The sequence below is a fragment of the Variovorax sp. J31P207 genome (genome assembly GCF_030316965.1).
Taxonomy (GTDB): domain Bacteria; phylum Pseudomonadota; class Gammaproteobacteria; order Burkholderiales; family Burkholderiaceae_C; genus Variovorax; species Variovorax ginsengisoli_B.
Genome location: NZ_JASZYN010000007.1, coordinates 309,803 through 333,709, shown reverse-complemented (window position 1 = coordinate 333,709; position 23,907 = coordinate 309,803). Strand labels below are relative to the sequence as shown.

The 23,907-nt window shown below is 68.1% G+C and carries 29 protein-coding genes and 3 tRNA genes; 13 read left to right on the top strand and 19 right to left on the bottom strand.

All coding sequences use genetic code 11. The features are described from left to right. Window positions 1–2 precede the first annotated feature (2 nt). Window positions 3–884, bottom strand: coding sequence for an ABC transporter permease (locus tag QTI68_RS24660; RefSeq protein ID WP_286525328.1), 882 nt, complete (start codon window positions 882–884; stop codon window positions 3–5). Continuing rightward, the gene (locus tag QTI68_RS24655; protein ID WP_286525326.1) at window positions 881–1,831 is read right to left on the bottom strand and encodes an ABC transporter permease; all 951 of its coding nucleotides are present in this window, start codon (window positions 1,829–1,831) and stop codon (window positions 881–883) included. Before QTI68_RS24655 ends, QTI68_RS24660 begins: the two co-directional genes overlap by 4 nt. A 63-nt stretch (window positions 1,832–1,894) precedes the next feature. Here QTI68_RS24655 and QTI68_RS24650 point away from each other — a divergent pair, with 63 nt between their 5' ends. Next, window positions 1,895–2,188 carry a YfhL family 4Fe-4S dicluster ferredoxin gene (locus tag QTI68_RS24650; RefSeq protein ID WP_286525324.1) on the top strand — a complete coding sequence of 98 codons (294 nt, stop codon included), beginning with the start codon at window positions 1,895–1,897 and terminating at the stop codon, window positions 2,186–2,188. Here the strand turns inward: QTI68_RS24650 and QTI68_RS24645 are convergent. The 8 genes from QTI68_RS24645 to QTI68_RS24610 form a co-directional block, all read right to left on the bottom strand. Next, window positions 2,185–2,622, bottom strand: a complete 438-nt coding sequence (locus QTI68_RS24645) for a hypothetical protein (RefSeq protein WP_286525322.1) — start codon at window positions 2,620–2,622, stop codon at window positions 2,185–2,187. The genes QTI68_RS24650 and QTI68_RS24645 overlap by 4 nt on opposite strands. Window positions 2,623–2,661: 39 nt before the next feature. Beyond that, a complete protein-coding gene (gene pth / locus QTI68_RS24640; protein ID WP_286525321.1) occupies window positions 2,662–3,294 on the bottom strand; it encodes an aminoacyl-tRNA hydrolase in 633 nt (210 codons plus the stop codon). A gap of 78 nt (window positions 3,295–3,372) precedes the next feature. Continuing rightward, on the bottom strand, window positions 3,373–4,032 hold the full coding sequence (locus QTI68_RS24635) for a 50S ribosomal protein L25/general stress protein Ctc (RefSeq protein WP_286525319.1): 660 nt from the start codon (window positions 4,030–4,032) through the stop codon (window positions 3,373–3,375). Between the two features lie 85 nt (window positions 4,033–4,117). Beyond that, window positions 4,118–5,092, bottom strand: coding sequence for a ribose-phosphate pyrophosphokinase (locus QTI68_RS24630; protein WP_286506086.1), 975 nt, complete (start codon window positions 5,090–5,092; stop codon window positions 4,118–4,120). Between the two features lie 65 nt (window positions 5,093–5,157). Beyond that, a tRNA-Gln gene (locus tag QTI68_RS24625) sits at window positions 5,158–5,234 on the bottom strand. Between the two features lie 72 nt (window positions 5,235–5,306). Continuing rightward, on the bottom strand, window positions 5,307–6,173 hold the full coding sequence (gene ispE / locus QTI68_RS24620) for a 4-(cytidine 5'-diphospho)-2-C-methyl-D-erythritol kinase (protein WP_286525316.1): 867 nt from the start codon (window positions 6,171–6,173) through the stop codon (window positions 5,307–5,309). Beyond that, window positions 6,170–6,664 carry a lipoprotein insertase outer membrane protein LolB gene (locus QTI68_RS24615; protein ID WP_286525314.1) on the bottom strand — a complete coding sequence of 165 codons (495 nt, stop codon included), beginning with the start codon at window positions 6,662–6,664 and terminating at the stop codon, window positions 6,170–6,172. Before QTI68_RS24615 ends, ispE begins: the two co-directional genes overlap by 4 nt. Then, a complete protein-coding gene (locus QTI68_RS24610) occupies window positions 6,661–8,451 on the bottom strand; it encodes a tetratricopeptide repeat protein (protein ID WP_286525312.1) in 1,791 nt (596 codons plus the stop codon). Before QTI68_RS24610 ends, QTI68_RS24615 begins: the two co-directional genes overlap by 4 nt. A gap of 83 nt (window positions 8,452–8,534) precedes the next feature. Between QTI68_RS24610 and mutM the strand changes: the two genes are divergently transcribed. The 3 genes from mutM to mutY all read left to right on the top strand — a co-directional run bounded on the left by mutM (window position 8,535) and on the right by mutY (window position 12,435). Next, a complete protein-coding gene (gene mutM / locus QTI68_RS24605) occupies window positions 8,535–9,350 on the top strand; it encodes a bifunctional DNA-formamidopyrimidine glycosylase/DNA-(apurinic or apyrimidinic site) lyase (protein WP_286525310.1) in 816 nt (271 codons plus the stop codon). A 72-nt stretch (window positions 9,351–9,422) separates the two neighbouring features. After that, a complete protein-coding gene (locus QTI68_RS24600) occupies window positions 9,423–11,381 on the top strand; it encodes a dynamin family protein (RefSeq protein ID WP_286525309.1) in 1,959 nt (652 codons plus the stop codon). Further along, on the top strand, window positions 11,371–12,435 hold the full coding sequence (mutY, locus tag QTI68_RS24595; protein ID WP_286525308.1) for an A/G-specific adenine glycosylase: 1,065 nt from the start codon (window positions 11,371–11,373) through the stop codon (window positions 12,433–12,435). Before QTI68_RS24600 ends, mutY begins: the two co-directional genes overlap by 11 nt. A 10-nt stretch (window positions 12,436–12,445) precedes the next feature. Here the strand turns inward: mutY and rapZ are convergent, their stop codons facing one another. From rapZ to QTI68_RS24580, 3 genes are read right to left on the bottom strand one after another with little or no spacing between them, the layout of a single operon-like run. After that, window positions 12,446–13,321 carry an RNase adapter RapZ gene (gene rapZ, locus QTI68_RS24590; RefSeq protein ID WP_286525307.1) on the bottom strand — a complete coding sequence of 292 codons (876 nt, stop codon included), beginning with the start codon at window positions 13,319–13,321 and terminating at the stop codon, window positions 12,446–12,448. Then, the gene (gene recN / locus QTI68_RS24585) at window positions 13,318–15,000 is read right to left on the bottom strand and encodes a DNA repair protein RecN (RefSeq protein WP_286525305.1); all 1,683 of its coding nucleotides are present in this window, start codon (window positions 14,998–15,000) and stop codon (window positions 13,318–13,320) included. Before recN ends, rapZ begins: the two co-directional genes overlap by 4 nt. A 1-nt stretch (window position 15,001) precedes the next feature. Then, window positions 15,002–15,898, bottom strand: a complete 897-nt coding sequence (locus QTI68_RS24580) for an NAD kinase (protein WP_286525303.1) — start codon at window positions 15,896–15,898, stop codon at window positions 15,002–15,004. A 28-nt stretch (window positions 15,899–15,926) separates the two neighbouring features. Between QTI68_RS24580 and hrcA the strand changes: the two genes are divergently transcribed. The 4 genes from hrcA to QTI68_RS24560 all read left to right on the top strand — a co-directional run bounded on the left by hrcA (window position 15,927) and on the right by QTI68_RS24560 (window position 18,005). Next, window positions 15,927–16,934, top strand: coding sequence for a heat-inducible transcriptional repressor HrcA (gene hrcA / locus QTI68_RS24575; RefSeq protein ID WP_286525301.1), 1,008 nt, complete (start codon window positions 15,927–15,929; stop codon window positions 16,932–16,934). Window positions 16,935–16,970: 36 nt separating this feature from the next. Continuing rightward, window positions 16,971–17,047 (top strand) — tRNA-Ile (locus tag QTI68_RS24570). A 167-nt stretch (window positions 17,048–17,214) separates the two neighbouring features. Then, a tRNA-Arg gene (locus tag QTI68_RS24565) sits at window positions 17,215–17,291 on the top strand. 81 nt (window positions 17,292–17,372) lie between these two features. Next, window positions 17,373–18,005 (top strand): DUF6538 domain-containing protein, encoded by a 633-nt coding sequence (locus QTI68_RS24560; RefSeq protein ID WP_286525298.1) that lies wholly within the window; start codon window positions 17,373–17,375, stop codon window positions 18,003–18,005. On the opposite strand, the gene QTI68_RS24555 is transcribed toward QTI68_RS24560, so the two are convergent. After that, the gene (locus tag QTI68_RS24555) at window positions 18,000–18,167 is read right to left on the bottom strand and encodes a hypothetical protein (RefSeq protein WP_286525590.1); all 168 of its coding nucleotides are present in this window, start codon (window positions 18,165–18,167) and stop codon (window positions 18,000–18,002) included. The two genes, QTI68_RS24560 and QTI68_RS24555, sit on opposite strands and share 6 nt — an antisense overlap. A gap of 183 nt (window positions 18,168–18,350) precedes the next feature. On the opposite strand from QTI68_RS24555, the gene QTI68_RS24550 reads away from it, so the two are divergent. The 5 genes from QTI68_RS24550 to QTI68_RS24530 all read left to right on the top strand — a co-directional run bounded on the left by QTI68_RS24550 (window position 18,351) and on the right by QTI68_RS24530 (window position 21,070). After that, a complete protein-coding gene (locus QTI68_RS24550) occupies window positions 18,351–19,166 on the top strand; it encodes a galactosyl transferase (RefSeq protein WP_286525297.1) in 816 nt (271 codons plus the stop codon). A gap of 272 nt (window positions 19,167–19,438) precedes the next feature. Next, window positions 19,439–19,774 carry a hypothetical protein gene (locus tag QTI68_RS24545; protein WP_286525295.1) on the top strand — a complete coding sequence of 112 codons (336 nt, stop codon included), beginning with the start codon at window positions 19,439–19,441 and terminating at the stop codon, window positions 19,772–19,774. A gap of 193 nt (window positions 19,775–19,967) precedes the next feature. Further along, complete coding sequence (locus tag QTI68_RS24540) at window positions 19,968–20,159, top strand: hypothetical protein (protein WP_286525293.1); 192 nt, start codon at window positions 19,968–19,970, stop codon at window positions 20,157–20,159. A gap of 87 nt (window positions 20,160–20,246) precedes the next feature. Then, the gene (locus QTI68_RS24535) at window positions 20,247–20,603 is read left to right on the top strand and encodes a hypothetical protein (RefSeq protein WP_286525292.1); all 357 of its coding nucleotides are present in this window, start codon (window positions 20,247–20,249) and stop codon (window positions 20,601–20,603) included. Between the two features lie 53 nt (window positions 20,604–20,656). Next, window positions 20,657–21,070 carry a VOC family protein gene (locus QTI68_RS24530; protein ID WP_286525290.1) on the top strand — a complete coding sequence of 138 codons (414 nt, stop codon included), beginning with the start codon at window positions 20,657–20,659 and terminating at the stop codon, window positions 21,068–21,070. A gap of 5 nt (window positions 21,071–21,075) precedes the next feature. On the opposite strand, the gene QTI68_RS24525 is transcribed toward QTI68_RS24530, so the two are convergent. The 5 genes from QTI68_RS24525 to QTI68_RS24505 form a co-directional block, all read right to left on the bottom strand. Further along, on the bottom strand, window positions 21,076–21,537 hold the full coding sequence (locus QTI68_RS24525) for a DUF6790 family protein (RefSeq protein WP_286525288.1): 462 nt from the start codon (window positions 21,535–21,537) through the stop codon (window positions 21,076–21,078). A gap of 8 nt (window positions 21,538–21,545) precedes the next feature. Then, window positions 21,546–22,127, bottom strand: coding sequence for a transcription elongation factor GreB (greB, locus tag QTI68_RS24520; RefSeq protein ID WP_286525286.1), 582 nt, complete (start codon window positions 22,125–22,127; stop codon window positions 21,546–21,548). A gap of 123 nt (window positions 22,128–22,250) precedes the next feature. Further along, entirely contained in the window at window positions 22,251–22,463 is a 213-nt protein-coding gene (locus QTI68_RS24515) for a hypothetical protein (RefSeq protein ID WP_286525284.1), read from the bottom strand. Window positions 22,464–22,615: 152 nt separating this feature from the next. After that, complete coding sequence (locus QTI68_RS24510) at window positions 22,616–23,194, bottom strand: SRPBCC family protein (RefSeq protein ID WP_286525282.1); 579 nt, start codon at window positions 23,192–23,194, stop codon at window positions 22,616–22,618. Further along, complete coding sequence (locus tag QTI68_RS24505; protein WP_286525281.1) at window positions 23,191–23,907, bottom strand: YceI family protein; 717 nt, start codon at window positions 23,905–23,907, stop codon at window positions 23,191–23,193. Before QTI68_RS24505 ends, QTI68_RS24510 begins: the two co-directional genes overlap by 4 nt.

The window sequence follows — 23,907 nt, the reverse complement described above, 5'->3', positions numbered from 1 at the left end:
GTTCAGCGGGCGCGCGCAAGGCGGGGATCGAGCAGGTCCCGCAGGCCGTCGCCCAGCAGGTTGAGGCCCAGCACCGCCAGCGCGATCGCCATGCCGGGGAACACGGCCAGCAGGGGGGCCTGGAACATCATGGTCTGGGCCTCGCTCAGCATGCGGCCCCACGAAGGCTGCGGCGGCTGCGTGCCCAGGCCGAGGTAGGACAGCGCCGCCTCGGCCAGGATCGCAACCGCGAAGCGGATCGTGATCTGCACGATCAGCACCGCCGAGATGTTGGGCAGCACGTGCTGCATCGTGATGGCGAACGCGCCCTTGCCGCAGGCGCGCGCGGCCGCCACGTACTCGCGCGACCAGATCGCGTTGGCCGAGGCCCGCGTGATGCGCGCGAAGGTCGGGATGTTGTAGATGCCGATGGCGACGATCGCATTGACGATGCCGGCGCCGAACACCGCGGTCATCATGATCGCCGACAGGATCGCCGGAAAGGCCATCGTGAAGTCGGTCAAGCGCATGATCGCTTCCTCGACCCAGCCGCGGCGAGCGGCGGCGAGCAGGCCGAGCGCGGTGCCGACCGTGAGGCCGATGCCGACGGCGATCACGCCGACCAGGATCGAGGCGCGGGCGCCCACCAGCAGCAGCGAGGCGACGTCGCGGCCGAAGGTGTCGGTGCCGAGCCAGTGCGCCCAGCTCGGCTTCTGCAGCTTGCTCGCGAGGTCCATCTCGTAGGGCGACCACGGGGTCCACACCAGCGACACGGCGGCCGCCGCAACCAGCAGCAGGCTGAGCACTGCGCCGATCGTGAAGCTGCGGTGCCGCAGCGCGCGGCGCCAGAAACCGGGCACCTTGAAGGCGGCCGCGCTGGGCACCGCAGTGGGTACTGCGCTCATATGTCGGAAGCCTTGATGCGCGGGTCGATCACGGCATACAGCACGTCGACCACGAAATTGACGATGACCACCATCGCGGCCAGCAGCATCACGCAGTTGCGCACCACGATCAGGTCGCGGTTGCTGATGGCCTGGAAGATCAGCCGGCCCAGGCCGGGCAGGTAGAACACGTTCTCGACCACGATGGTGCCGGCCAGCAGTTCGGAGAACTGCATGCCCATCACCGTGACCACCGGGATCATGGCATTGCGCAGCACGTGGCCCCAGAGCACCGCCCGCTGCGACACGCCCTTGGCGCGGGCGGTGCGCACGAAGTCCTCGCGCATCACCTCCAGCACCGCCGAGCGCGTGATGCGCGCCAGGATCGCGGCCTGCACCACGGCCAGCGACAGGGCCGGCAGCAGCAGCGACTTGAGCCCGGACAGGATGCCTTCGCCCCAGCCCTCGAAGCCGCCGGCCGAGAACCACTGCAGCTGGACCGAGAACACCAGGATCAGCAGGATCGCGAACCAGAAATTCGGGATCGCGATGCCGACCTGCGTGAGGCCCATCAGCCCGACGTCGCCGAGCTTGTTGTGGCGGGCCGCCGCCGTCACGCCGACCGCCAGCGCCAGCACGGTGGTGAAGGCCATCGCCAGCAGCGCCAGCGGCACGGTCAGGGCGAGCCGCTCGAGGATCAGGTCGAGGACTGGCGAGCTGTAGGCGTAGCTGTCGCCGAGCTGGCCGGTGAGCAGGCCGCCGATCCAGTGCCAGTAGCGGCTCCAGGCCGGCTGGTCGAGCCCCAGCTTGGCGGCCAGCGCGGCCACCGCCTCGGGCGCGGCATCCGGGCCCATGAGCATCTGCGCGGCATTGCCGGGCAGGATCTCGAGCACCAGGAAGACGATGACCGAGGCGCCGATCAAGGTGGCGATCAGGGTCAGGAAACGCTTGAACAGGAACAGACTCATAGGGCGGGGCGCAGCATAACCCGACACGCAACGTCCGTGCCCGAGAGCATCGATAATCGGGCCATGGCCTTGATGATCACCGACGAATGCATCAACTGCGACGTCTGCGAGCCGGAGTGCCCCAACGACGCGATCTACATGGGCGAGGAGATCTACGAGATCGACCCGCACAAGTGCACCGAATGCGTGGGCCACTTCGACGAACCGCAGTGCGTGCAGGTGTGCCCGGTCGCGTGCATCCCGACCAATCCCGCGCATGTCGAGACGCGCGAGACGCTGTGGCAGAAGTTCGAGCGGCTGGCGGCCGAGAAGGCGGCCAGGGCCGCGGCCGAGCCCGGGCCGGTCCCCGCGCCCTAGTCTTTCGCAGGGCGCTTTTTCTTGGGTGCTGCCGAGGGATCCCGCGGACTCAGGTACTGCGGGTCCTTGCGCGGCTTGCCCTTCTTCATCGAAACATCACGGGGTTCCGGCGCGGCCGCCCGGGCGCGCGGCGCGTTGTCGATCAGGATCGCCTGCCCGGGGCCCTGCGCGGCTTCGAGCCGCAGGCGATCGCGCTCCATGCGCTGGGCCTCGGCGCGGGCTTCGCGCGTCGCCTGGTCGGCTTCGCGTTTTCGCTCGGCACCCGGCGCCTCGTCGAGCGGCAGGGCCCGGCCGGTGTCGCAGGGCTGGTCGGTGTAGCTGTTGCCGCAGCGCCAGATGCCGCTGGCGCCCTGTGCCGTGGCGGCCCAGTGCAGGCAGGCGCCGGCCAGCAGCAGGCTGCCGCGGCTGGCGATTCGTGCTTGTGACAGACTCATTCTTGTTGTCTCCCTTTTCCTTCTTCTCGCTTGCTTCCGCTAGCCCGCGGCGGGTTCACCCCCGTCGCCGGGCTCGCGCCGCGGTGGTTTGGGGCGCGGCGGCTTGCTCGTGTGGATGAGCAGGGTCGCCTTGTCCATCTCGCCGGCCACCAGGGCCGGAAAAGCGTGCAGCGAGCGCACGATCGCGTCCTCGATCGCCTCGCGTTGTTCCTTCAGCGGCTTCTTGAGCACCCAGCTCACGACCTCGGACTTGACGCCCGGATGGCCGATGCCGAGCCGCAGCCGCCAGTAGTCGCCGGTGCCGAGTTGCGCGTGGATGTCGCGCAGGCCGTTGTGGCCTGCGTGGCTGCCGCCGAACTTGAGCTTGGCCTGCCCCGGCACCACGTCGAGTTCGTCGTGCGCGACCAGGATCTCGTTGGGCTCGATCTTGAAGAAGCGCGCCAGCGCGGCCGTCGACTTGCCCGAAAGGTTCATGAAGGTCTGCGGCTCGAGCAGCCAGAGCGGCTTGCCGCCGACCTGGGTGCGCGCCACCAGCCCGTGGTAGCTGCGCTCGGGCGCGAGCGTGAGCTTCAGGTCGCGGGCCAGCGCGTCGATCCACCAGAAACCCGCGTTGTGGCGCGTGGCCTCGTATTCAGGGCCCGGATTTCCGAGGCCTACAAACAGCTTGATCATGAGGACGGATTGTGACTTGGCGCGCCAACGAAAACGGCCCGCACTGGGCGGGCCGTTAGGGCGCGATCGCGAAGCGGATTACTTCTTCTTCGCGGGTGCCTTGGCGTCGGCCTTGGCGGCCGGTGCGGCAGCACCTTCGGCCGCAGCGCCTTCGGCGCCGGCAGCAGGCTCTTCGGCGACCAGCGGCGGCACGGCCGAGACCACAACCGGGTTGATCTTGCCGTGGCTCACGAACTTCACGCCCTTGGGCAGCTTGATGTCGTTGACGTGCACGGTGGCGTTCTTGGTCAGGCCCGACAGGTCGACTTCGATGAACTCGGGCAGGTCGGCCGGCAGGCAGCTGACTTCGAGTTCGTTCATCACGTGGTTCACGAGGTTGTGGTCGAGCTTGACGGCGGTCGACTCTTCTTCACCCTTGAAGTGCAGCGGCACCTTGACCGTCATGCGGGTGCGGGCATCGACGCGCTGGAAGTCGACGTGCTGCACGAGCTGGCGGAACGGGTGGTATTGCACGTCGCGCAGCAGCACCTTGGTGCTGGCGCCGGCGAGTTCCATCTCGAGGATCGACGAGTGGAAGGCTTCCTTCTTGAGGGCATGCCACAGCGCGTTGTGATCGATCTCGATCAGTTGCGGCTGGCCTTCGCCACCGTAGACGATGCCGGGCGTCTTGCCCGTGATGCGGAGACGGCGGCTCGCACCCGTGCCCTGCTTGGCGCGCTCAAAAGCGACGAATTTCATGGATAACTCCTGTGGAAGCCGACCGCGACCAGTGCGGCTCCGGTTTTCAAAATGGGCTTCCGCTGCGGGAAGCCCGGCTCTTTGCTCAGAACAGGTTTTCCTGGTCCGAGAACAAACTCATCACCGACTCGCCCTTGGCGATGCGCTGGATCGTTTCGGCGATCAGCGGTGCCACGGACAGTTGGCGGATCTTGGTGCAGCCGACGGCGGCGTCGGACAGCGGGATCGTGTTGGTCACGACCACTTCGTCGAGCGCCGAGCCCTGGGCGATGCGCTCGATGGCGGGGCCCGAGAAGATCGGGTGCGTGCAATACGCATAGACCTTCTTGGCGCCGCGTTCCTTCAGGACTTCGGCCGCCTTCACCAGCGTCCCGGCGGTGTCGATCATGTCGTCCATGATCACGCAGTTGCGGCCGTCGATCTCGCCGATCACGTGCATGACTTCGCTCACGTTGGCGCGCGGGCGGCGCTTGTCGATGATCGCCAGGTCGCAATTCAGTTGCTTGGCCAGCGCCCGGGCACGCACCACGCCGCCGACGTCGGGCGAGACCACGATCAGGTCTTCGTAGTTCTTCTGGCGCAGGTCGCCCAGCAGCACCGGCGAGGCATAGATGTTGTCGACCGGGATGTCGAAGAAGCCCTGGATCTGGTCGGCGTGCAGGTCCATGGTGAGCACCCGGGCCACGCCCACGGTCTCGAGCAGGTTGGCCACCACCTTGGCCGAGATCGGCACCCGGCTGGAGCGCGGACGGCGGTCCTGGCGCGCGTAGCCGAAGTAGGGGATCACGGCACTGATGCGCTCGGCCGATGCGCGCTTGAGCGCGTCGACCATGATGAGCAGTTCCATCAGGTTTTCGTTGGTCGGGGCACAGGTCGACTGGACCACGAACACGTCGCGGGCGCGGACGTTCTGGTTGATCTCGACGGTGACTTCGCCGTCGGAGAAGCGACCGACCCGCGCGGCACCCAGCGAAGTGCCCAGGTTGTGCGAGATCTCGGCGGCAAGGCCCGGATTGGCGTTGCCGGTGAAAACCATGAAGTCAGGGTGTTGAGCCTGCATGAGTGCGTCCCGGCAATGCGAATTGGCTCTTTCGGGAGAGCCGCCAAAATTCTCGTGAGTGAATTTGGCAGGGGAGAAAGGATTCGAACCTTTGCATGCTGGAATCAAAATCCAGTGCCTTAACCAGCTTGGCGACTCCCCTACACGGGTCGACGACCAATGTCGCCAACCGATATATGTCGCATCAGATCGCGTGAGCGACCTGATTATCTTCTCAGACCGCCCAACCCACGAGGGGGTGAACGGCCAGGTTGCTGCATTTGCGAACCTGCCAGCCCTCGGGGGCCTCGGCGAGTTCCGCGTCATGCGGCATCGCTGCAAACACCGAACTTCCCGAACCGGTCATCCGCGCTTCGAGTCCTTGGTGGCCGAGCCATTCGATGGCTTCGGTGACCGCGGGACAAAGCCGCTGGGCAACTGGCTGCAGGTCGTTTCTGCCAAAGCCCCATCCTTTTTCGATCTGGCCCTGACGCGATTCGCTATGTGCAGCAAAGCCCGAGATTATAGCAGTAGGAGTTGCGCGTTGCAGATCCTCTGCTGAAAAAATCTGTCGGGTATCGAGTCCCTCGGGCGGTTTCACGACCGCGAAGCAGCCCGGCGGGAGCTCGACGGGCGTGATTATCTCGCCGATTCCCTCGACCCAGGCGTTGCGTCCGCGCAAGAAGAAAGGAACGTCGGCGCCCAGTGCGAGGCCGATGCGCTCGAGCGTCGCGAGCGGCAGGTTCAGCCCCCAGAGACGATTGAGGGCCAGCAGGCAGGTGGCCGCGTCGGAAGAGCCGCCGCCCATGCCGGCCTGGGCCGGCACCTGCTTGGCGACCCCGATGTGGGCCCCCAGCGGCGTTCGCGCCTCGGCTTGCAAGGCCCTGGCCGCGCGAACGACCAGGTCGTCGGCCGGCAGCGGGGTGGTCAGGTCCTCGCGGCTGATCGCGCCATCGGCGCGGCACTCGACATGCAGCGTGTCGCACCAGTCGATCAGCATGAAGACCGACTGCAGCAGGTGGTAGCCGTCGGCGCGCCGGCCCGTGATGTGCAGGAAGAGATTGAGCTTGGCCGGTGCCGGCAGGTCGTAGAGCGCCTTCATGCGCGTTCGAAGACGATCCGCAGGTCGGCCCGGGGCGCCGGTGATTCACGCGTGGCCTGCAGGCGGCCCGCCGCCACTTGCGACAGGTCGGGCCGCCAGCCGGGCACCTGCTCGTCGCGGCCGGCCAGCCAGGCGAACAGCGCGCCGACCGGGATCGCGGCGCCGGTGGCGGCCTCGATCAGCGCGTCGACTGAGTCGTAGCGGCGGGTTTCGCTGCCGTTCCTGAGCACGGCCTCGCCGGGTGCCCAGTGGAGCTGGGCCAGGGTGCTGCCGATCGGGCTCGTGAGGATCAGGTCGCCGGCCCGCGGCGCACCGCGCAGTTCGAACAGGGCCGAGAAGCTCTGGCTGGCGTCGCCCTCGAGGCGCAGCGACAGGCGGCCGCTCCAGGCCTCGATGGCGGTGCCGGGTCCGGGCGCGCCGCCCGGACTCGCGCAGCCCGCCAGCACCAGCAGGCCGGCGCAGCCGGCCAGCAGCAACCCACGCCGGTTCAAAGCTTCACGTGCAGGCGCTTGAGCGTTTCCTGCAGCGTCTCGTTGTCCGCATCCGCGAGCGACGCTTCCTTCCAGATGCTCACCGCGCGATCGCGCTGGCCGGCGGCCCACAGCACCTCGCCCAGGTGGGCGCCGATCTCGGGGTCGGGCCGGCGCTTGTAGGCATCTTCGAGGATGCGCAGCGCCTCGGTCGTGTTGCCGAGCCGGTACTCGACCCAGCCCAGGCTGTCGGCGATGAACGGGTCTTCGGGCGCCAGCTGCACGGCCTTCTGGATCAGCGTGCGCGCCTCTTCGAGCCGCACCTTGCGATCGGCCAGCGAATAGCCGAGCGCGTTGTAGGCGTTCTGGTTGTCCGGCTTGAGTTCGATCACCCGGCGCAGCAGGCGCTCCATCTCGTCGAGGCGGTTGAGCTTCTCGGCCACCATGGCCTGGTCGTAGATCAGGTCGACGTCGGTCGGTGCCGCGGCGCTGGCCTGGGCCAGCATGTCGAAAGCGGCCTGGTATTGCTTGGCGTCGCGCAGCAGCTGCACTTCGGTGAGGAACTTCTGCTTCTTTTCGTCGGCGGTGCGTTCGGGCAGGCTGCGCACCAGTTCGCGGGCCTGCGGCAGCTTGCCCTGGCGGGCCAGCAGCGCGGCGCGGCGCGCCTGGGCGCCGACCAGGTCGTCGGTGCTGTCGATGCGGGCCAGCCAGCCGTCGGCAGCGGTGAAATCCTTGCGCCGCTCGGCCAGCTGCGCCATCAGCAGGTAGGCCTGGGTCAGGCCGCGCTCGCGCCCTTCCGGGTCGCGAATGTCGGGCGCGAGCGAGATGAAGCGGTTGAGCGAGGTTTCGGCCGCCTTGTCCTGGCGCGCCTGGGTCTGCAGGCTGCCGAGCAGCAGCCAGGGTTCGGGCAGCTCGGGGCGGGCGGCGGTGAGGGCGGCGAGCTCGCTCGAGGCCTCGGCGTAGCGGCGGCCCTCGACCAGGGCGCGGGCATAGCCCACGCGCATTTCGGGCAGGACCTTGGGGCCGGCGAGGTAGCGCTTGACGATCGGCTCGGCCAGCGGCTGGCCCGGATCCATGATCTCGAGCGCCAGCATGGCCGGGCCTTCGGAGGCTGGATCCAGCTGCTGGCCCTTGATGGCGGCGTCGAGCGCGCCGGAGGTGTCGCCGGCGGCCAGCCGCAGCCGGCCGACGGTGGCCCAGGCGGCGCCCGCGGTGGCGGGGTTCGCCAGTTCGTCGACCAGCGCCTGTTCGACCACCGAGGCGGCGAGTTTCTTGTCGGTGGCCCGCGAATAGTTGCGCGCGATCACGGCCATCAGGAACGGACGCTCGATCTGCGGCGTGGCGGCGATCTCGGCCCGCAGCGGCTCGACCGTATCGGCGATGCGGTTCAGCGCGATCAGTATCTGCAGCTCGACGCGGCGCGCCTCGCGCGACTCGGGCAGGCTGTCCTTCCAGGCCCGGGCGGCTTCGAGGGCCGAGTCCCCGGAGCGCGACTGCAGCGCGATCTCGACCGCGCGCTGGAACAGCTTGCCGTCGCGGGCGCGGCGGGCGGCGTCGAGCACCAGGCCGTAGGCGGCGCCTGGGTCGGAGCGGGCGCTGAGCTCGCCCAGCAGCACTTCGTAGAACAGGTCGGCGGTCATCGCCGAGGGCTGGGCGGGGGCGCTGGACTTGGCGGATTCCGGCGTTGCAGCAGCCTGTGCCGGATCGACGAGAGGGGCGGGGGGCGGGGTCTGGCCTTGCGCCGCAAGCGCGATCAGGGCCAGGAAAGCGGCCGCCGCAAGGCGGGATCGGCGGAGCGTGAAGGTCATCGCAGCCATAATAATCCAAGGCTTTTGCGCCATGGGACGTGGGGTCTCAACGCCGGCGTTTTTTCGTGTCAGCCTGCTCGCCCATGCCAGAACTCCCCGAAGTCGAAGTCACCCGCCGCGGATTCGCGGATCGCATCGCGGGCGCCCGGATCGAGGCGGTGCGGGTCGGCAAGCCGCTGCGCTGGGCGCTGGCGGTCGAGCCCGGCGACCTGGTGGGGCGCAGCGTGCTCGGCGTGCGCCGGCGCGGCAAGTACCTGCTGGTCGATCTCGACGCCGGCCTGCTGCTGATGCACCTGGGCATGTCGGGCAGCCTGCGCTTCGACACCGCCTTGCCGGCGCCCGGCACGCACGATCACTTCGACCTCGTCACCAGCCGCGGCACCTTGCGGCTCAACGACCCGCGCCGCTTCGGCGCCGTGGTCTACGTCGAGGACGAGGCTTCGCCGCTGGCGCGCAAGCTGCTCGGCGGACTCGGCATGGAGCCGTTGGGCGACGGCTTCGACTTCGAGGCCTTCCATGCCGGCCTGCGCCGCCGCCGGGCCCCGATCAAGCAGGTGCTGCTGGCCGGCGACGTGGTGGTGGGCGTGGGCAACATCTATGCCTCGGAAGCCCTCTTCCTGGCCGGCATCCGGCCGACCTTGTCAGCCGCGCGCATCAGCCGGCCCAGGGCGCTGCGCCTGCATGCGGCGGTGCGCGACATCCTGGCGCGAGCGGTCGAGCGCGGCGGCAGCACGCTGCGCGATTTCTCCAACGTCGACGGCCAGAGCGGCTATTTCCAGCTCGAGGCCACGGTCTACGGGCGCAAGGGCGAGCCGTGTCGGGTCTGCGCGACACCGGTGCGGATGATGCGCCAGGGCCAGCGGGCCACGTATTTCTGCCCAGTGTGCCAAAAGCACTGAATCCCAACGGCGAATGACGCGGTATGCAGCCTGCGATGCTATATTTTGTAAGTCGCCCTTACAAACCCTGCCTTGACCGATTCCTTCAATCAGCAATTCGACAAGCACGGCGCTTGGCGGCGCAACTTCGCGCACCGCCTCAAGTGGTTGTCCCGCTGGCTGAATGAAAACGACCTGCTGAACCAGAGCGTCGCCGAGCGGCTGCGCGACCTGGAGTCGCAGTTGCGCACCAGCAAGGTCATGGTGGCTTTCGTGGCCGAGTTCTCGCGCGGCAAGTCCGAGCTGATCAACGCCATCTTCTTCGCCGGCTACGGGCGCCGGATCATGCCGGCCAGCGCCGGCCGCACGACCATGTGCCCGACCGAGCTGGGCTACGACCCGGCGCTGCAGCCGAGCCTGCGCCTGCTGCCGATCGAAACCCGGCTCGAGGCCCATTCGCTCGCCCATTGGCGCGACGAGCCCGAGCGCTGGACCGAGATCGCGATCGACGTCGAGAACGCCGAACTGCTGTCGCAGGCGATGAGCAAGGTCGCCGAGGTGCGCTGGGTGCCGCTCGAGGAAGCGCGCGCGCTCGGCTTCTGGAGCGACGACGTGCCCGACGACAACCCGGTGCCCGATGCCGATGGCCGGGTCGAGATCCCGCGCTGGCGCCACGCGGTGCTGAACATGCCGCACCCGCTGCTGGAGCAGGGCCTGGTGATCCTCGACACGCCCGGACTGAACGCGATCGGCGCCGAGCCCGAACTGACGGTCAGCCTGATTCCGCAGGCCCATGCGGTGGTCTTCATCCTCGGTGCCGACACCGGCGTGACCCGCTCCGACCTGGCCATCTGGCGCCAGCACCTGGTCACCGAGGGCGACCTGAGCGAGACCCGCATCGTGGTGCTCAACAAGATCGACACGATGTGGGACATCCTGAGCACGCCGGCCCAGATCGATGCCCAGATCCAGCGCCAGCGCAAGGGCGCCGCCGAGCTGCTGGGCGTGCCGCTGGCGCAGGTGCTGCCGGTGTCGGCGCAGAAGGGGCTGCAGGCCAAGATCCGCCGCGACGTGCCGCTGCTGCAGGCGAGCCGGCTGCCGGCGCTCGAGGCGGTGCTCGGCGAAGGCCTGCTCGGCAAGCGCGAGACCATGCTGCGGCTTGCCGTCGACGCCGGCATCGTCGCGCTCAGGACCGAGGCGGCGCGCATCCTCAACGTGCGCCAACGCGACCTGTCCGAACAGGCGCTGGAGTTGCAGGGCCTGCGCGGCAAGAACGGATCGGTGATCCGCCACATGCGCAGCCGCATCGAGGCGGAGCAGACCGAGTTCGAAGGCAGCAACACCCGCATCCTGGCGCTGCGCTCGGTGCAGGGCAAGCTGCTGCGCGAGGTCTATGCGGTGCTCGGCAGCACCGCGCTCAAGGCCGACATGGGTCGCCTGTCGGCCGCGCTGAAGCGCCGCGGCATCAAGTTCAGCGTGCGCAAGGTCTATGGCGAGACCTTCGAGTCGCTGCGCAACAACCTGCGCGAAGTGCAGGCGACCAGCGCCGAGATCCAGTCGATGCTGCACGCCACCTTCCGCCAGCTCAACGCCGAACACGGCTTCACGCTGCAGGCGCCGCCCGAGCCCGACCTGTCGGGCTTCGAGCAGCAGCTCGACCAGATCGAGCGCAGCCATATCCACTACCTGGGCGTGGGCAACATGCTCAAGCTGGCGCAGCCCGACTTCTGCGACAAGCTGGTGCGTGCGCTGGCGAGCCGGCTGCGGGTGGTCAACGAGGCGGCCATGACCGAGGTGGAGCGCTGGAGCAAGGGCGCCGGCGCCCAGCTCGACGCCCAGCTCAAGGAACGGCGCCGCAATTTCACCAAGCGCATCGAGGCCGTGGAGCGCATCCAGGGCGCGGCGGGCAATCTCGACGAGCGCCTGGCCGAGCTGTCGGCGCAGGAAGCCAACCTGGGCGAGCTGCACCGGCGGCTGGCCGAACTCACCACCTTGCTCGCGAGCAACGAAGCACCGCACGCCCCCGCGGTGCGGACCGAACTTGTCGCCTGAAGTCCCGCAGCGAAGCGCCACGGGCTTTGCCGGGCGGATCGTCGCCTGGCAGGCCAGCCACGGCCGCAGCGAACTGCCGTGGCAGAACACCCGGGACCCCTATCGCGTCTGGCTGTCCGAGGTGATGCTGCAGCAGACCCAGGTGAGCACCGTGCTCGGCTACTTCGCGCGCTTTCTCGAGCGGTTTCCGAACGTGGCCGCGCTCGCCGCGGGCACCGAGGACGAGGTGTTCGGGCTCTGGAGCGGGCTCGGCTACTACAGCCGCGCGCGCAACATGCACCGCTGCGCGCAAGAGGTGGTCTCGCGCTTCGGCGGCGAATTCCCGCGCACCGCGGCCGAGTTGCAGAGCTTGCCGGGCATCGGCCGCTCCACGGCCGCGGCCATCGCGGCCTTTTGCTTCGGCGAGCGGGTCGCGATCCTGGACGGCAATGTCAAGCGGGTGCTCACGCGGCTGCTGGCATTTGACGGCGACCTGTCGTCCGCTGCCCAGGAGCGACTGCTGTGGAACGAGGCCACCGGGCTGCTGCCGCCGGCCGAGGATCGAAAGGCCATCGCTCGCTACACCCAGGGGCTGATGGACCTGGGCGCCACCGTCTGCCTGCCGCGCAAGCCGAGTTGCATGATCTGCCCGGTGAGCGACCTGTGCGCGGCGCGCAAGCAGGGTGCGCCCGAGCGCTACCCGGTCAAGACCCGCAAGCTGCGGCGCAGCGCGCAGTCGCTCTGGATGCTGCTGGCGCACGACGTCGATGGGCGCGTGTGGCTGGAAAAGCGGCCCGCGCGCGGGATCTGGGCCGGCCTCTACAGCCTGCCGGTATTCGACAGCCGCGAGGCGCTGTTGGAGACCCTGGGCGCCCGGGACCACGCCGGCGCCCGCGACGAACCGGCCTTCGTGCACGTGCTGACCCACAAGGACCTGCATCTGCATCCGGTCGCCGTCCACAGCCGTGGCGTGCGGCCGCTGGCGGACACGGGCGGCTGGTTCGCGGGCGCCGAATGGCGCGGCCTGGGACTGCCGGCGCCGGTGCGCAAGCTGCTGGGCAGCGAGCGCGGCTGAGGCCGGACGCTCAAGCCCCGTCGAGTTCGCGGTGGCGCTTGAGCGCCGCCCAGCGTTCGCCGAAGCCGCGCGCCAGCTGCTCGACCAGGAACACCGACCGGTGCTGGCCGCCGGTGCAGCCGATCGCCACCGTGACGTAGCTGCGATGGTCGCGCGCCAGCGCATCGAGCCAGCGCTGCAGGAACTGCTCGATGTCGCCGTACATGCGCGCCACGTCCTCGTGCTCGCGCAGCCACTCGATGACGGGCGTGTCGCGCCCGGTCAGGGCGCGCAGGGCCGGCACGTAGTGCGGATTGGGCAGCATGCGGACGTCGAACACGAAGTCGGCATCGAGCGGCACGCCGCGCTTGAAGGCGAAGGACTCGAACACCAGCGTCAGCGCGCTGTCGGGCGCCGAGATCAGCGCCTTGACGTAGCTCTGGAGCTGCGGCGGCCGGATGATGCTGGTGTCGACCACGTCGGCGCCGTCGCGCAGGTCGGCGAGCAGCTCCCGTTCGAGCTCGATCGCCTGCATCAGCACGCGCTGCTGCTCGGGCATGTCGGTGCGGCCTTCCTGGCGCGACAGCGGATGGCGGCGCCGCGTTTCGGAATAGCGGCGCACCAGCGCATCGGTGGTGGCGTCGAGGAACAGCGAGCGCAGCGAGACGCCCTGCTGGCGCAGCGCCTCCAGTTGCTGCGGCACCAGCGGCAGCGAGACGCCGCTGCGCACGTCCATCGCGATCGCCACCTTGGTGGCCTGCTGCTGCTGCTGCAGCGCGACGAAGGGCGACAGCAATTCGGGCGGCAGGTTGTCGACGCAGTAGTAGCCGGCGTCCTCGAGCGCGTGCAGCGCGACGGACTTGCCGGAACCGGACATCCCGGTGATGAGGACCAGTTCGAGGTTCACGATGCCGCGGCCTCCGTCTTCTGGCCCAGCATCTCGCGCGCATGGGCGAGCGAGGTGCGCGAGACGCGTTCGCCGCCGAGCATCCGTGCGACTTCCTGCGCCCGGCCCTCGGCGTCGAGCACCGCGACGCTGCTTTCGGTGCGTGCGGCGTCCTGTCCCTTGGCAGCGGTCTGCCGCTTGGCCACCACGAGATGGTGGTCGGCGCAGGCCGCCACCTGCGGCAGGTGGGTCACGGCCAGGACCTGGCGGTCGCGGCCGAGCTGCTTCATGAGCCGGCCGACGGTCTCCGCCACCGCACCGCCGACGCCGGCATCGACCTCGTCGAAGATCAGGGTCTGGGCGGCACCGAGTTCGCTGGTCGTGACTGCGATGGCCAGGGCGATGCGCGACAGCTCGCCGCCGGAGGCCACCTTGCCGATCGAGCGCGGCGTGCTGCCGGCATGGCCGCTGACCAGGAACGAGATCTCCTCGAGACCGGCGCGGCTGGGTTGCGCCAGCGGCTGCAGCGCGACCTCGAAGCGGCCGCCCTTCATGCCGAGCTCCTGCATGGCCTGCGTGACCGCCTGCGAGAGCTTCGGCGCCGCCTGCTTGCGGGCCTTGGCCAGCGCCTTGGCCTCTTTCAGGTAGGCCTGCCGCGCCGATTGTTCGGTGCGCTCGAGCGCGTCGAGGTCGCTCTGCGCATCGAGGGCCTTCAGTTCGGCCTGCCAGCCCGCCAGCAGGGCCGGCAGTTCGGCCGGCGGACGCCGGTAACGGCGCGCCAACGACATCCAGCTGCCCATGCGCTCGTCCAGTTCGGCCAGCCGCTCCGGGTCGGTGTCGGCCTGGCGCAGGTAGCTGTGCAGCGAGTGCGCGGCATCCGAGGCCTGCGCCACGCTCGAGGCCAGCACCTCGCCCAGCGCCTTGAATTCGGGTTCGATGTGCTCGCAGTTCTGCAGCAGCGCGACGGCGCGGCTCAGGGCCGCCAGGGCGCCGCTGTCGTCGTCCTCGAGGGCGCTGGCGGCGCCTTCGGCGGCATCGATCAGGGCCTGGGCATTCGAGATCCGGGTGTGGCTGGCCGACAGCTCTTCCCATTCGTCCTCGCCAGGCGCCAGCTTGGCGACCTCGGCGACCTGCCACTGGAGGCGCTCGCGCTCGCGCTGCAGCGAATCCTGGGCCGAACGGGCGGTGTCGAGCGCGCCGATCGCCTGCCGCCAGGCCTGCCAGGCGCTGTCGAGCGCGCCGGTGTCGACGCCGGCATAGGCATCCAGCAGGCCGCGCACGGCCTCGGGGCGGGTCAGGCTTTGCCAGGCGTGCTGGCCATGGATGTCGAGCAGCCGGTCGCCGAGCTCGCGCAGCTGGGTGGCCGTTGCCGGGCTGCCGTTGATCCAGCCGCGGCTGCGGCCCTGCAGGTCGACCGTGCGGCGCAGCAGCAGGGCGTCGCCGGCCTCGAAGCCGCCTTCGTCCAGCCAGCCGGCCAGGTCCGGGTCGGCGTCGAACTCGGCGCTGACGTCGAGCCGATCGGCACCCTCGCGCACCGCGCCGGCATCGGCCCGGTTGCCGAGCGCCAGCTGCAGCGCATCGATGAGGATCGACTTGCCGGCACCGGTCTCGCCGGTGAGCACCGTGAATCCGGCCGAGAAATCGAGTTCGAGGGCCCGCACGATCACGAAGTCCCGCAGCGCAATGCGCCTCAACGCCATCTCAAGATCCCCCTTCGTTCCAATGCAGTTTCTTGCGCAAGGTGTCGAAATAGCTCCAGCCCTTGGGGTGCAGGAAGCGCACCCGGTAGTCCGAGCGGCGCACCATCACCTGGTCGCCGATGGCCAGCGAGGCCAGCGACTGCATGTCGAAATTGGCGCTCGCATCGCGACCGCCCACCAGTTCCATCGTGACCTCGTCGGCGTCGGGCAGCAGCAGCGGCCGGTTCGACAGCGTGTGCGGCGCGATCGGCACCAGCACCCAGCCGCGCACCGCCGGATGCAGCAGCGGCCCGCCGGCCGACAGGGCATAGGCGGTCGAGCCGGTGGGCGTCGAGATGATCATGCCGTCGGCGCGCTGGTTGGCCACGAAGTGGCGGCCGACCGTGACCCGCAGCTCGACCATGCCCGAGGTGGCGCCCCGGTTGACCACGACGTCGTTCATGGCCAGGGTGTCGAACACCGACTGGCCGTCGCGGATCACCTTGGCCTGCATCAGGGTGCGCAGGTCTTCCTCGTACTCGCCGGCCAGCATCGGGATCAGCGTCGCCTGGTAGTTGTCGAGCGAGATGTCGGTGATGAAGCCGAGGCGGCCGCGGTTGATGCCGATCAGCGGCACGTCGTGCGGCGCCAGCTGGCGGCCGATGCCCAGCATCGTGCCGTCGCCGCCGACCACCAGGCCCAGGTCGCATTGCTGGCCGATCTCTTCGACCGTCAGCGCCGGATAGGGGCCGGTTTCGACCGGGGCGGTCTGCGACTTCTCGACGAACACCTTGCAGCCCTGCGATTCGAGGAAGGTGCCGATGCCTTCCATCACGTCGTCGTGCGCGCCGCATTGCGCCCGGGCGCCGGAGGCCTGGTATTTACCGATCAGTGCGACATGCCGAAAGCGGGAGCTCATTCACAAATTACAACATTAAAATCATTCGATGCTGGACGACCGTGCCAAGTTGCTGCTGAAGACTCTCGTCGAGCGCTATATCGCCGACGGGCAGCCGGTCGGCTCGCGCACGCTTTCCCGTGCGCCGGGCCTGGATCTCTCGCCGGCGACGATCCGCAACGTGATGTCCGACCTCGAGGTGCTGGGGCTGATCGCAAGCCCCCACACCTCCGCGGGTCGGATCCCGACCGCGCGCGGCTACCGCCTCTTCGTCGACACCATGCTGACCGCCGAGCGCGAGCAGTTCGCGTCGGCGCCGAGCCTGGCCGCCGACCAGCCGCAGAAGGTGATCGCCAATGCGGCCCACCTGCTGTCGAACCTGTCGCAGTTCGTGGGCGTCGTGATGGCGCCGCGGCGGGCCTCGGTGTTCCGGCAGATCGAGTTCCTGCGGCTGTCGGACCGCCGGCTGCTGGTGATCATCGTGGCGCCCGACGGCGACGTCCAGAACCGGGTCATCTTCCCCGAGGTCGACTACACGCAGTCGCAGCTGGTCGAGGCCGCGAACTACATCAACGCCCATTTCGCCGGGCTGTCGATCGAGCAGGTGCGCGACCGGCTGCAGTCCGAGGTCGAGCAGCTGCGCGGCGAGATCGCGGCGCTGATGCAGGCCGCGGTGCAGGTCAGCTCCGAGGTCATGACCGAGGCCCAGGACGAAGTCGTGATCGCCGGCGAGCGCAACCTGCTGGCGGTCACCGATTTCTCCAGCGACATGGGCCATCTGCGGCGCGCCTTCGAGCTGTTCGAGCAGAAGACGCAGCTGATGCGCCTGCTCGATGTCTCGAGCCAGGCCGAGGGGGTGCGCATCTTCATCGGCGGCGAAAGCCAGGTCGTGCCCTTCGATGACCTGTCGATCGTCAGCGCGAACTACGAGGTCGATGGCCAGGTCGTCGGCACGCTGGGCGTGATCGGCCCGACCCGGATGCCGTACGAGCGAATGATCCAGATCGTCGACATCACGTCGAAGCTGGTCACCAACGCGCTGAGCCACCGCAAGTAGGAAAGGGCGCCGCGCCCACTAGAATCCCTGGCGCGTGGGCCGTTAGCTCAGTTGGTTAGAGCAGCGGACTCATAATCCGTTGGTCCCTGGTTCAAGCCCAGGACGGCCTACCACCCGACTCCTCGCGACGCATGGGTTAGACTCCATGTGCGATCGAGAGTCTTCGCAGACTCGGTCTTCCCCGGTGACAGCCCGGGACGAACCGTCCGCATGTCGTTGAGCTTCATTCCGGCTTCTGGCTGGAAAGGTAGCTGAAATGCATGCTATAATCGCAAGCTGTGCGGCTGTAGCTCAGTTGGATAGAGTACTTGGCTACGAACCAAGGGGTCGTGGGTTCAATTCCTGCCAGCCGCACCAACTCTCAGTAAGCCCCTGATTTTGTTAAGAAATCAGGGGCTTTCCTGTTTCACACAGCACCCTCATACAAAGGGTGCATCCGTGCAGAATCTCTTTCGACGCCCGTCGGGCGTCTACGTCATCCGTCTGACCGTTCCGGAAAGACTGCGATCCACCGTGGGCAAGCGCGAGTTCGTGTCATCGACAGGTACTCGGGATCTCGCGGTCGCCAAGATCCTGGCGGCCACGCAGTTGGCCCAGTGGAGGCAGCAGTTTTTCGACCTGGGCCGTTTGGCCCAAAACCAGCTTCCCATGGACTACGAGAGCATCCTCACGATCAGAGATGGTCATCCCGCGCTCGCATCGACCGGATACTTGAGCCTCGACCTGGCTGCGGCCGGTTCAGGCATCAACGTTCAGCTGTTGCTCCGGGTCGTCTCGGATGGTCGCCTCCGGCTGTTCCATCGTCCGAGCGCCAAGCGCCGCGTCGAGTCTGGGATGCTGGCACTGCCCGCCGACGGTGCTCAAGCCGTCGCAAGTTGCTTCTTGGCTGGCATAGACGAGGCCGAGGTCGTCGCCTTCGATGCGGATGAGGTTGGCGTCGTCTTCGTGCCGGACGATCTCGTCAGGGTCACCCGGAGTTCCGTCGAGCTTGCCACGGTCGAGGTCGACACGTTGCGGCGCTCCATGCACGCGAGAACCACGCCCGCATCAAGTATTCGACGCGCTTTATGAAAGAATCGATCGAGGCACAGGTATAAGGCTTTCCTCGGGCGCGAATGCCGTGCAACGCGGCCAGCCGTAGCCGCCACGGGTCTCGGCATGGATGGCCTTGATGTGCACCAGCAGCGCATCGTCGCTCAGATGGCGGCGCTGCGTGCCGGTGGCTTTGCGCACGAAGTGCTATGAGATGGTATTGCCCGCCTCCAAGGCGGTGACTCAAGCATTAAGAATGTGAACTTCCGTATTGTTTCTTGAGCGCGATCGGTTATAACCGCCGCTACCGCTGTTAACGTCTCGATACGTTTCTCGTCGAAACTGCACGCGCAGTCACTTCCATATGCCCATGGGGTTCTTTCAATGCTGACCTTCATCGTGCCTGTACGACATCCGCAAAATGCGCGGGACTGGTCGAGTGTCAAACAGGTACTCAAACAGACGGCCACCTCAATCGCTGGTCAGCAGTCAGATGAGTGGCGCGCGGTCGTGGTCGCAAATACTGGCTCGGACTTGCCGCCTTTGCCGCCGCGATTCAGCGTGGCTTGGGTCGATTTCCCGCCAAATCCGGCGCATGACGTGAATGTTCCGACACCGGAGGACAAGTTCGAAATATTCAGGTACGACAAGGGCCAGCGCGTCGCAGCGGGCTTGGTACACGCCCCCGATAGTGACTACTATATGGTGGTTGATGACGACGATTTCGTGTCCTCGCGCTTGGCAGGGTTCGCTGCGCGCCATCCAGATGAACACGGGTGGTATATCGGAAACGGTTATTGCTGGTCGGAAGGCAGCCAGTGGACTTTCGCCCACCCGACGCTCCACAAGGCCTGCGGTACGACCCACATCTTGCATCGGGACTTGATGAAGATTCCACTGTCGGTGGCTGATGCGCCACGGCCACATGTGCGCTGGTTAGGGCAACACGGTCAAACTACGGAAGATCTCGTCGCTGCGGGGACACCGCTCCAACTCTTGCCGTTCCCTGGATCCGTGTATCGCATCGGGCACAGCAATGCTCACAGCTTGTCGCGTTCCATCTGGCGAACATTCATTTTGCGCAAGAATGTGCTGATGCGACCATACCTTCTGGTTCGCAATTCGCTACGCCTGAAACGCCTGACTCCAGCGCTGATCCGCGAATTCGGAATGGGCGAAGCAGTTGGCAAGAGCCGTTGACCTGAAGTATGGATTGTGGCGGAGTCGTCGGGCTGTTGAAACTGCTCATTAACTGGTGCTGTGTGCCAGGGGCGGCAGTCGTGGGTTCAATTCCTGCCAGCCGCACCACTCTCTCGAATGGCCTAGAGGATCATCTCCTCTAGGCCATTTTCTTTTGCGGGTCGTCAAGGACCCCGCCGTCGCCTCGACCCTTTGCCATCCGCCTGCCATCCGACGACACTGCGCAGCACGTCGCGCGCGACAGCCATGATGAATTCGAGGAGAGCATCCGAATGCGCATCGTCAACGACAGCGAGCACTGCCGCCGCTGGTGGGTTGGCTCCCGGGCCGGCGACGCCGTCCAGCGGGCGCTCGACGCCAACGCCGATGGCGCCATCACCCTCGGCGATTTCGTCGCCTGGGCCGTCTACATCTTCCATCTCCCCGCCTACACGGGAATGATCATCGTCGACAGCTTTCCGCTGGTGGCGCAGTTCTTTGCCGTCGACTGCAGGACCGGGTTCGGCTGGGGCGGCACGCTCTTCAGCCTCGTCGCCTGGGCCCTGCTGGCCACCAGCGTCGCAACGCCATCGAAGCCAACCGCCGCCAGGACCCGGAACCAGCCCTGAAAGTGCTGCTTTTGGAGGCACCGTGTCGCAGGCCCCGCCAGGCAACGATCTCGACCGAAGTCGGCACGGTTTTCCCCAGCATTGTCCCCAGGAATAAGGGAAAACCCGAGACTGGCCGATATGCCATCGCGGCCCGGCCGGACGGCTTATGGGCCACGCAAGGTGCCGCGGCCAGAATCAGCGGATGGAGTCGATGAGCGATGAAGAACTCGCCGCAGCGGCGTATGTGCAGCGAAAGCGGGCGGAGCTTGGCGATCCCGATGCCTTGAAGGCGGCGCATCGGCTGGAGGCGGAGTTGCGAAGGCGGCTCGGGTCGACGCCGTCGGGTCACGGGCCGCTCGAGCCGGAGGTCCGGCCGGCACGGCCCTGGTGGCGCTTCTGGTAGGCGATGCTTGCGCTCTTCGTGTGCCTTGGCAACTCGGCCGCTTGGCGGCAGACTGCGCATCCCCTATGTCCAACCGGGAGTGGCACGATGAACTCAGTCCTTCGTTCAACAGTGGGTGCGTTGCTGGCTGGCGGCGCGATGCTGGGCGCGCTGTCCGCGCAGGCCCAGTCCAACGCGCCCAATTGCGAGGATCCCCGCGTCGACCGGACCGCCTGCTATCGCGAGAAGGCGGCCGCCCAGGAAGCGAAGCGCCAAGGCCAGCTGAACAGTCCTGGCGGCTACGACCAGAATGCGCTTGCACGCTGCAAGCGGCAGCCTGCCAGTGCCCGTGAGGCCTGCGAGAAGCGCGTGCTCGGCACCGGCAACACCACGGTCAGCGGCAGCGTGCAGGGCGGTGGCAAGCTCCGCCGCACCGAAGTGCCGGTGCCGGCGCCGAAGAACTGAGCTTCGATGCGTCGCCTGCGGCTCGCCGGGGCCAACCTTCTGCCGGAGCCGCGATGTTCTCGCATGTCTTCGTGAGCGTGAGCGATTTCGAGCGCGCCCTGGGCTTCTATCGGCCGCTCATGGAGAGCCTCGGTGTCGCGATGCGCTTCTGCGAGCCCGAACGGCCCTGGGCCGGCTGGCATGCCGCGGGTGGCGCGCGGCCCTTCTTCGTGATCTGCAAGCCGCACGACGGCCGACCGCATGCGCCCGGCAATGGCCAGATGGTGGCCTTCGCCGCCGCCGACCGGGCGATGGTGCGCACCGCCCACGCGATCGCCCTCGCGCATGGCGGCCGCTGCGAAGGCCCGCCCGGCCTGAGGCCCGAGTACCACCCTCACTACTACGGCGCGTACTTCCGCGATCCCGACGGCAACAAGTTCTGCGTCGCCTGCCACGACCCCGAGTCCGGGGCGCCCGGCAGCGCCTGATCCGGTCAGTGCAGCGTCGACCAGCCGCAGAAGACGAGCAGCACCACGGCGGCGAAGAGGTCGGAGACCATCGCCAGGTTTTCCTTGGCGTTGCGGTGCCGCTGCAGGGCGTGGTTGATGCCGGCCAGGCCATAGAAGAGGCCGCCCACCAGGGCCGCCGGAACGACCCAGCCGGTGAAGAACAGGCTCAGCGTGCCGACGACGCCGATCGCGAGATTGCCGAAGCCCAGCTCGCGCACCAGCAGCAGCGCATCGTCGCCCTTGATGCCGAGGATGGTCTCGGCGGTGTAGCGCGGCTGCAGGATCTGCCGGATGCCGGCCAGCAGAAGCCGCAGGCCGACGGCCCAGAACACGTACCACTTGCCGATCAGCATGATGCCGAGGGGCGCATGTCCCGCGCTGGCCTCGATCGCGATCGAGAGCAGCGGAAACACCAGCATCAAGCCCGCGACGCTGAAGAAGTACATGGAACAGCTCAGCGCGAATCCGCGCCGGACGCGGGCGCCGGATAGCGCACCGCCAGCACCTCGACCTCGTGCACGCCGCCAGGGGTCGCGAGCTTGACCACGTCGCCTTCCCTGGCCTTGAGCAGCGCCCGTGCGATCGGCGAGATCCAGCTGACCTGGGCCTCGGCGCTGTTCGCTTCGTCGATGCCCAGGATGGTCACCTCGCGCTCGTCGCCGCTTTCGTCGGCGTAGCGCACGGTCGCCCCGAAGAAGACCTGGTCGCGGCCATGGTGCACCGAGGGATCGGTGACTTCGGCCACTTCGAGCCGTTTGGTGAGGAAGCGGATCCGCCGATCGATCTCGCGCAACCGCTTCTTGCCGTAGAGATAGTCGCCGTTCTCAGAGCGGTCGCCGTTCTTGGCCGCCCAGTGCACGGCCTCGACCACCTTCGGCCGCTCGTTGTCCATGAGATCGAGCAGTTCGGTGCGCAGGCGCGCATAGCCGGCCGGCGTCATGTAGTTCTTGCCGCCCGCGGGCAACGGCGGCAACGCGGCGCCACCGTCATCGTCGTCGCTGTCGGTGTCGCTCTCCTTCGTGAATGCCTTGCTCATGGGCCGAAGGTTGTATCACAGCCAAAATCTCGACCCACGCACCCGAGCGAGGTGCGTGCGTCAGGATGCCAATGGATACAAAAGATACCGGCGTTCGAACCCATGTCGGGGTCGGGCGAGCGCTCAGCCGGTCTGGGCCTGCGCTTCGGACGGGGTGTCGAAAGCCTGCTGTTGCACCTGAGCGGGCCCCGTCGCGAGGGCGGCCCGTTTGCCGGACGCGCCGGGCACGATGCCGCGGACCAGGTGCCTCGGCAGGCGGTGCGACTTCTGCAACAGAGCCAGGGCCTCGCTGCGTGCGGGCTCGGATGCCGGCAGGAACATTTGCAATGAGCTCATCGTGATCGCCCCATTGAGCGCCAGGATTCGGAACCGGCCCCTGGCTTGGCCGAGGGCGGATTATGGGCGTCTCGGGCGCGGCCGTCACAGGGCGTCCACCCCGGCTGTAGTGTTGATGGTTGCCGCCCGTTACAGATGGGCAGGCCGGCCCGTCAACGGGGTGCCGGCAGCGCGCCCGCGGCGGCATCGCGGCGCACGATCTCCTTGACCAGGGCGTTGAACTGCCGCGCCAACACCCGGCGCATGACCGCCCTCCCGATCACCGGCGGCAGCGGGAATTCGGGCTCCAGCAGGCCGGCATAGGAGAGCCGCACCTCGCCGCTGGCGAGCACTTCCAGGGCGTAGCGGCCCTCCATCTGACGGAGATTGCCGCTGACCGCGCGGGCGACGATGTGCTGCCGCGGCGACTCGACGACCTCCAGCCGGACGGCGACCGCCTGCTGGAAGAAGAGGAAGCCGAAGTGGCCGGCCTGGTCGACCAGCAGCCGGTCGCCGTCGCGTTGCACCACCCGCGAGCTCTGCATGTCCGGGATGAATTCGGCCAGGTGGTCGTAGTCCGAGATCACGCTCCATGCCGTGCGCGGGTCCACCTGCATGTCGGCGAACGCGGTGACCACGACCCCTTCGCCCTGGCTGGCGGACTCGATGCGCATCTGCTGCGCCTCAGCCGCCGTCCAGGTGCACGGCGCGCAGCCCAGTGCGAGGAGGGAGGCGGCGTCTCGTCGGTTCATGGCGACGGCGCGGTCGCCTGGATGCTGAAGCGCAGGCTCAGCCGATCCTGCACCTGGATGGCGCCGCCCAGGACCGAGAAGGGCGCGATGCCGAAATCGGACTGGTTGAATTCCAGCGTGCCGGCGACGCTGATCTCGCCGGGGCTCCGGGCGACCGGCGCCGGCACGGTGAAGCTGCGGCGCACGCCGTGCAGCATGATCGCGACGGCCAGCGGCCCGTCCGGCACGGGCCGGTCGACGCGGAGGGTCGCGAATGGGAAGCGCTGCACCTCGAGCACCTTGTCGAGCATGTTGGACCGGGTGCCGGCGATGTCGGACTCGCTGGGCTGGGTGTCCAGGCTCGCCTCGGCCCGCAGCGCCGGCTCGTCGACCGTGAGTTCGGCCAGCGGGATGAAGAGGTCGGCACGGCCTTCGCGCGGCGCGACATAGCCCTGCACGGCGCGGCTGGCGACGATGTGGTCGTGGCCGAGATGGCCCAGCGATCCGCCGCGCCGCACGGTGATGGCAACCAGCGACCGCGCGCTGTCGATGCGATAGACCGCCTCGCCCCGCGCGTAGTGCTCGGCGGGAAAGCCTTCAGGCACGGAGCCCTTCGCGGCCGCGGCCGGCGGCGCGGTTTCGCGCACCAGCGGCGCGCAGGCTGCGACCGCCAGTACGGCCGCGACGGCCCCCGCGGCCAGCCATGCGATGCCCGCGGTGCGCGGCGCGGCCAC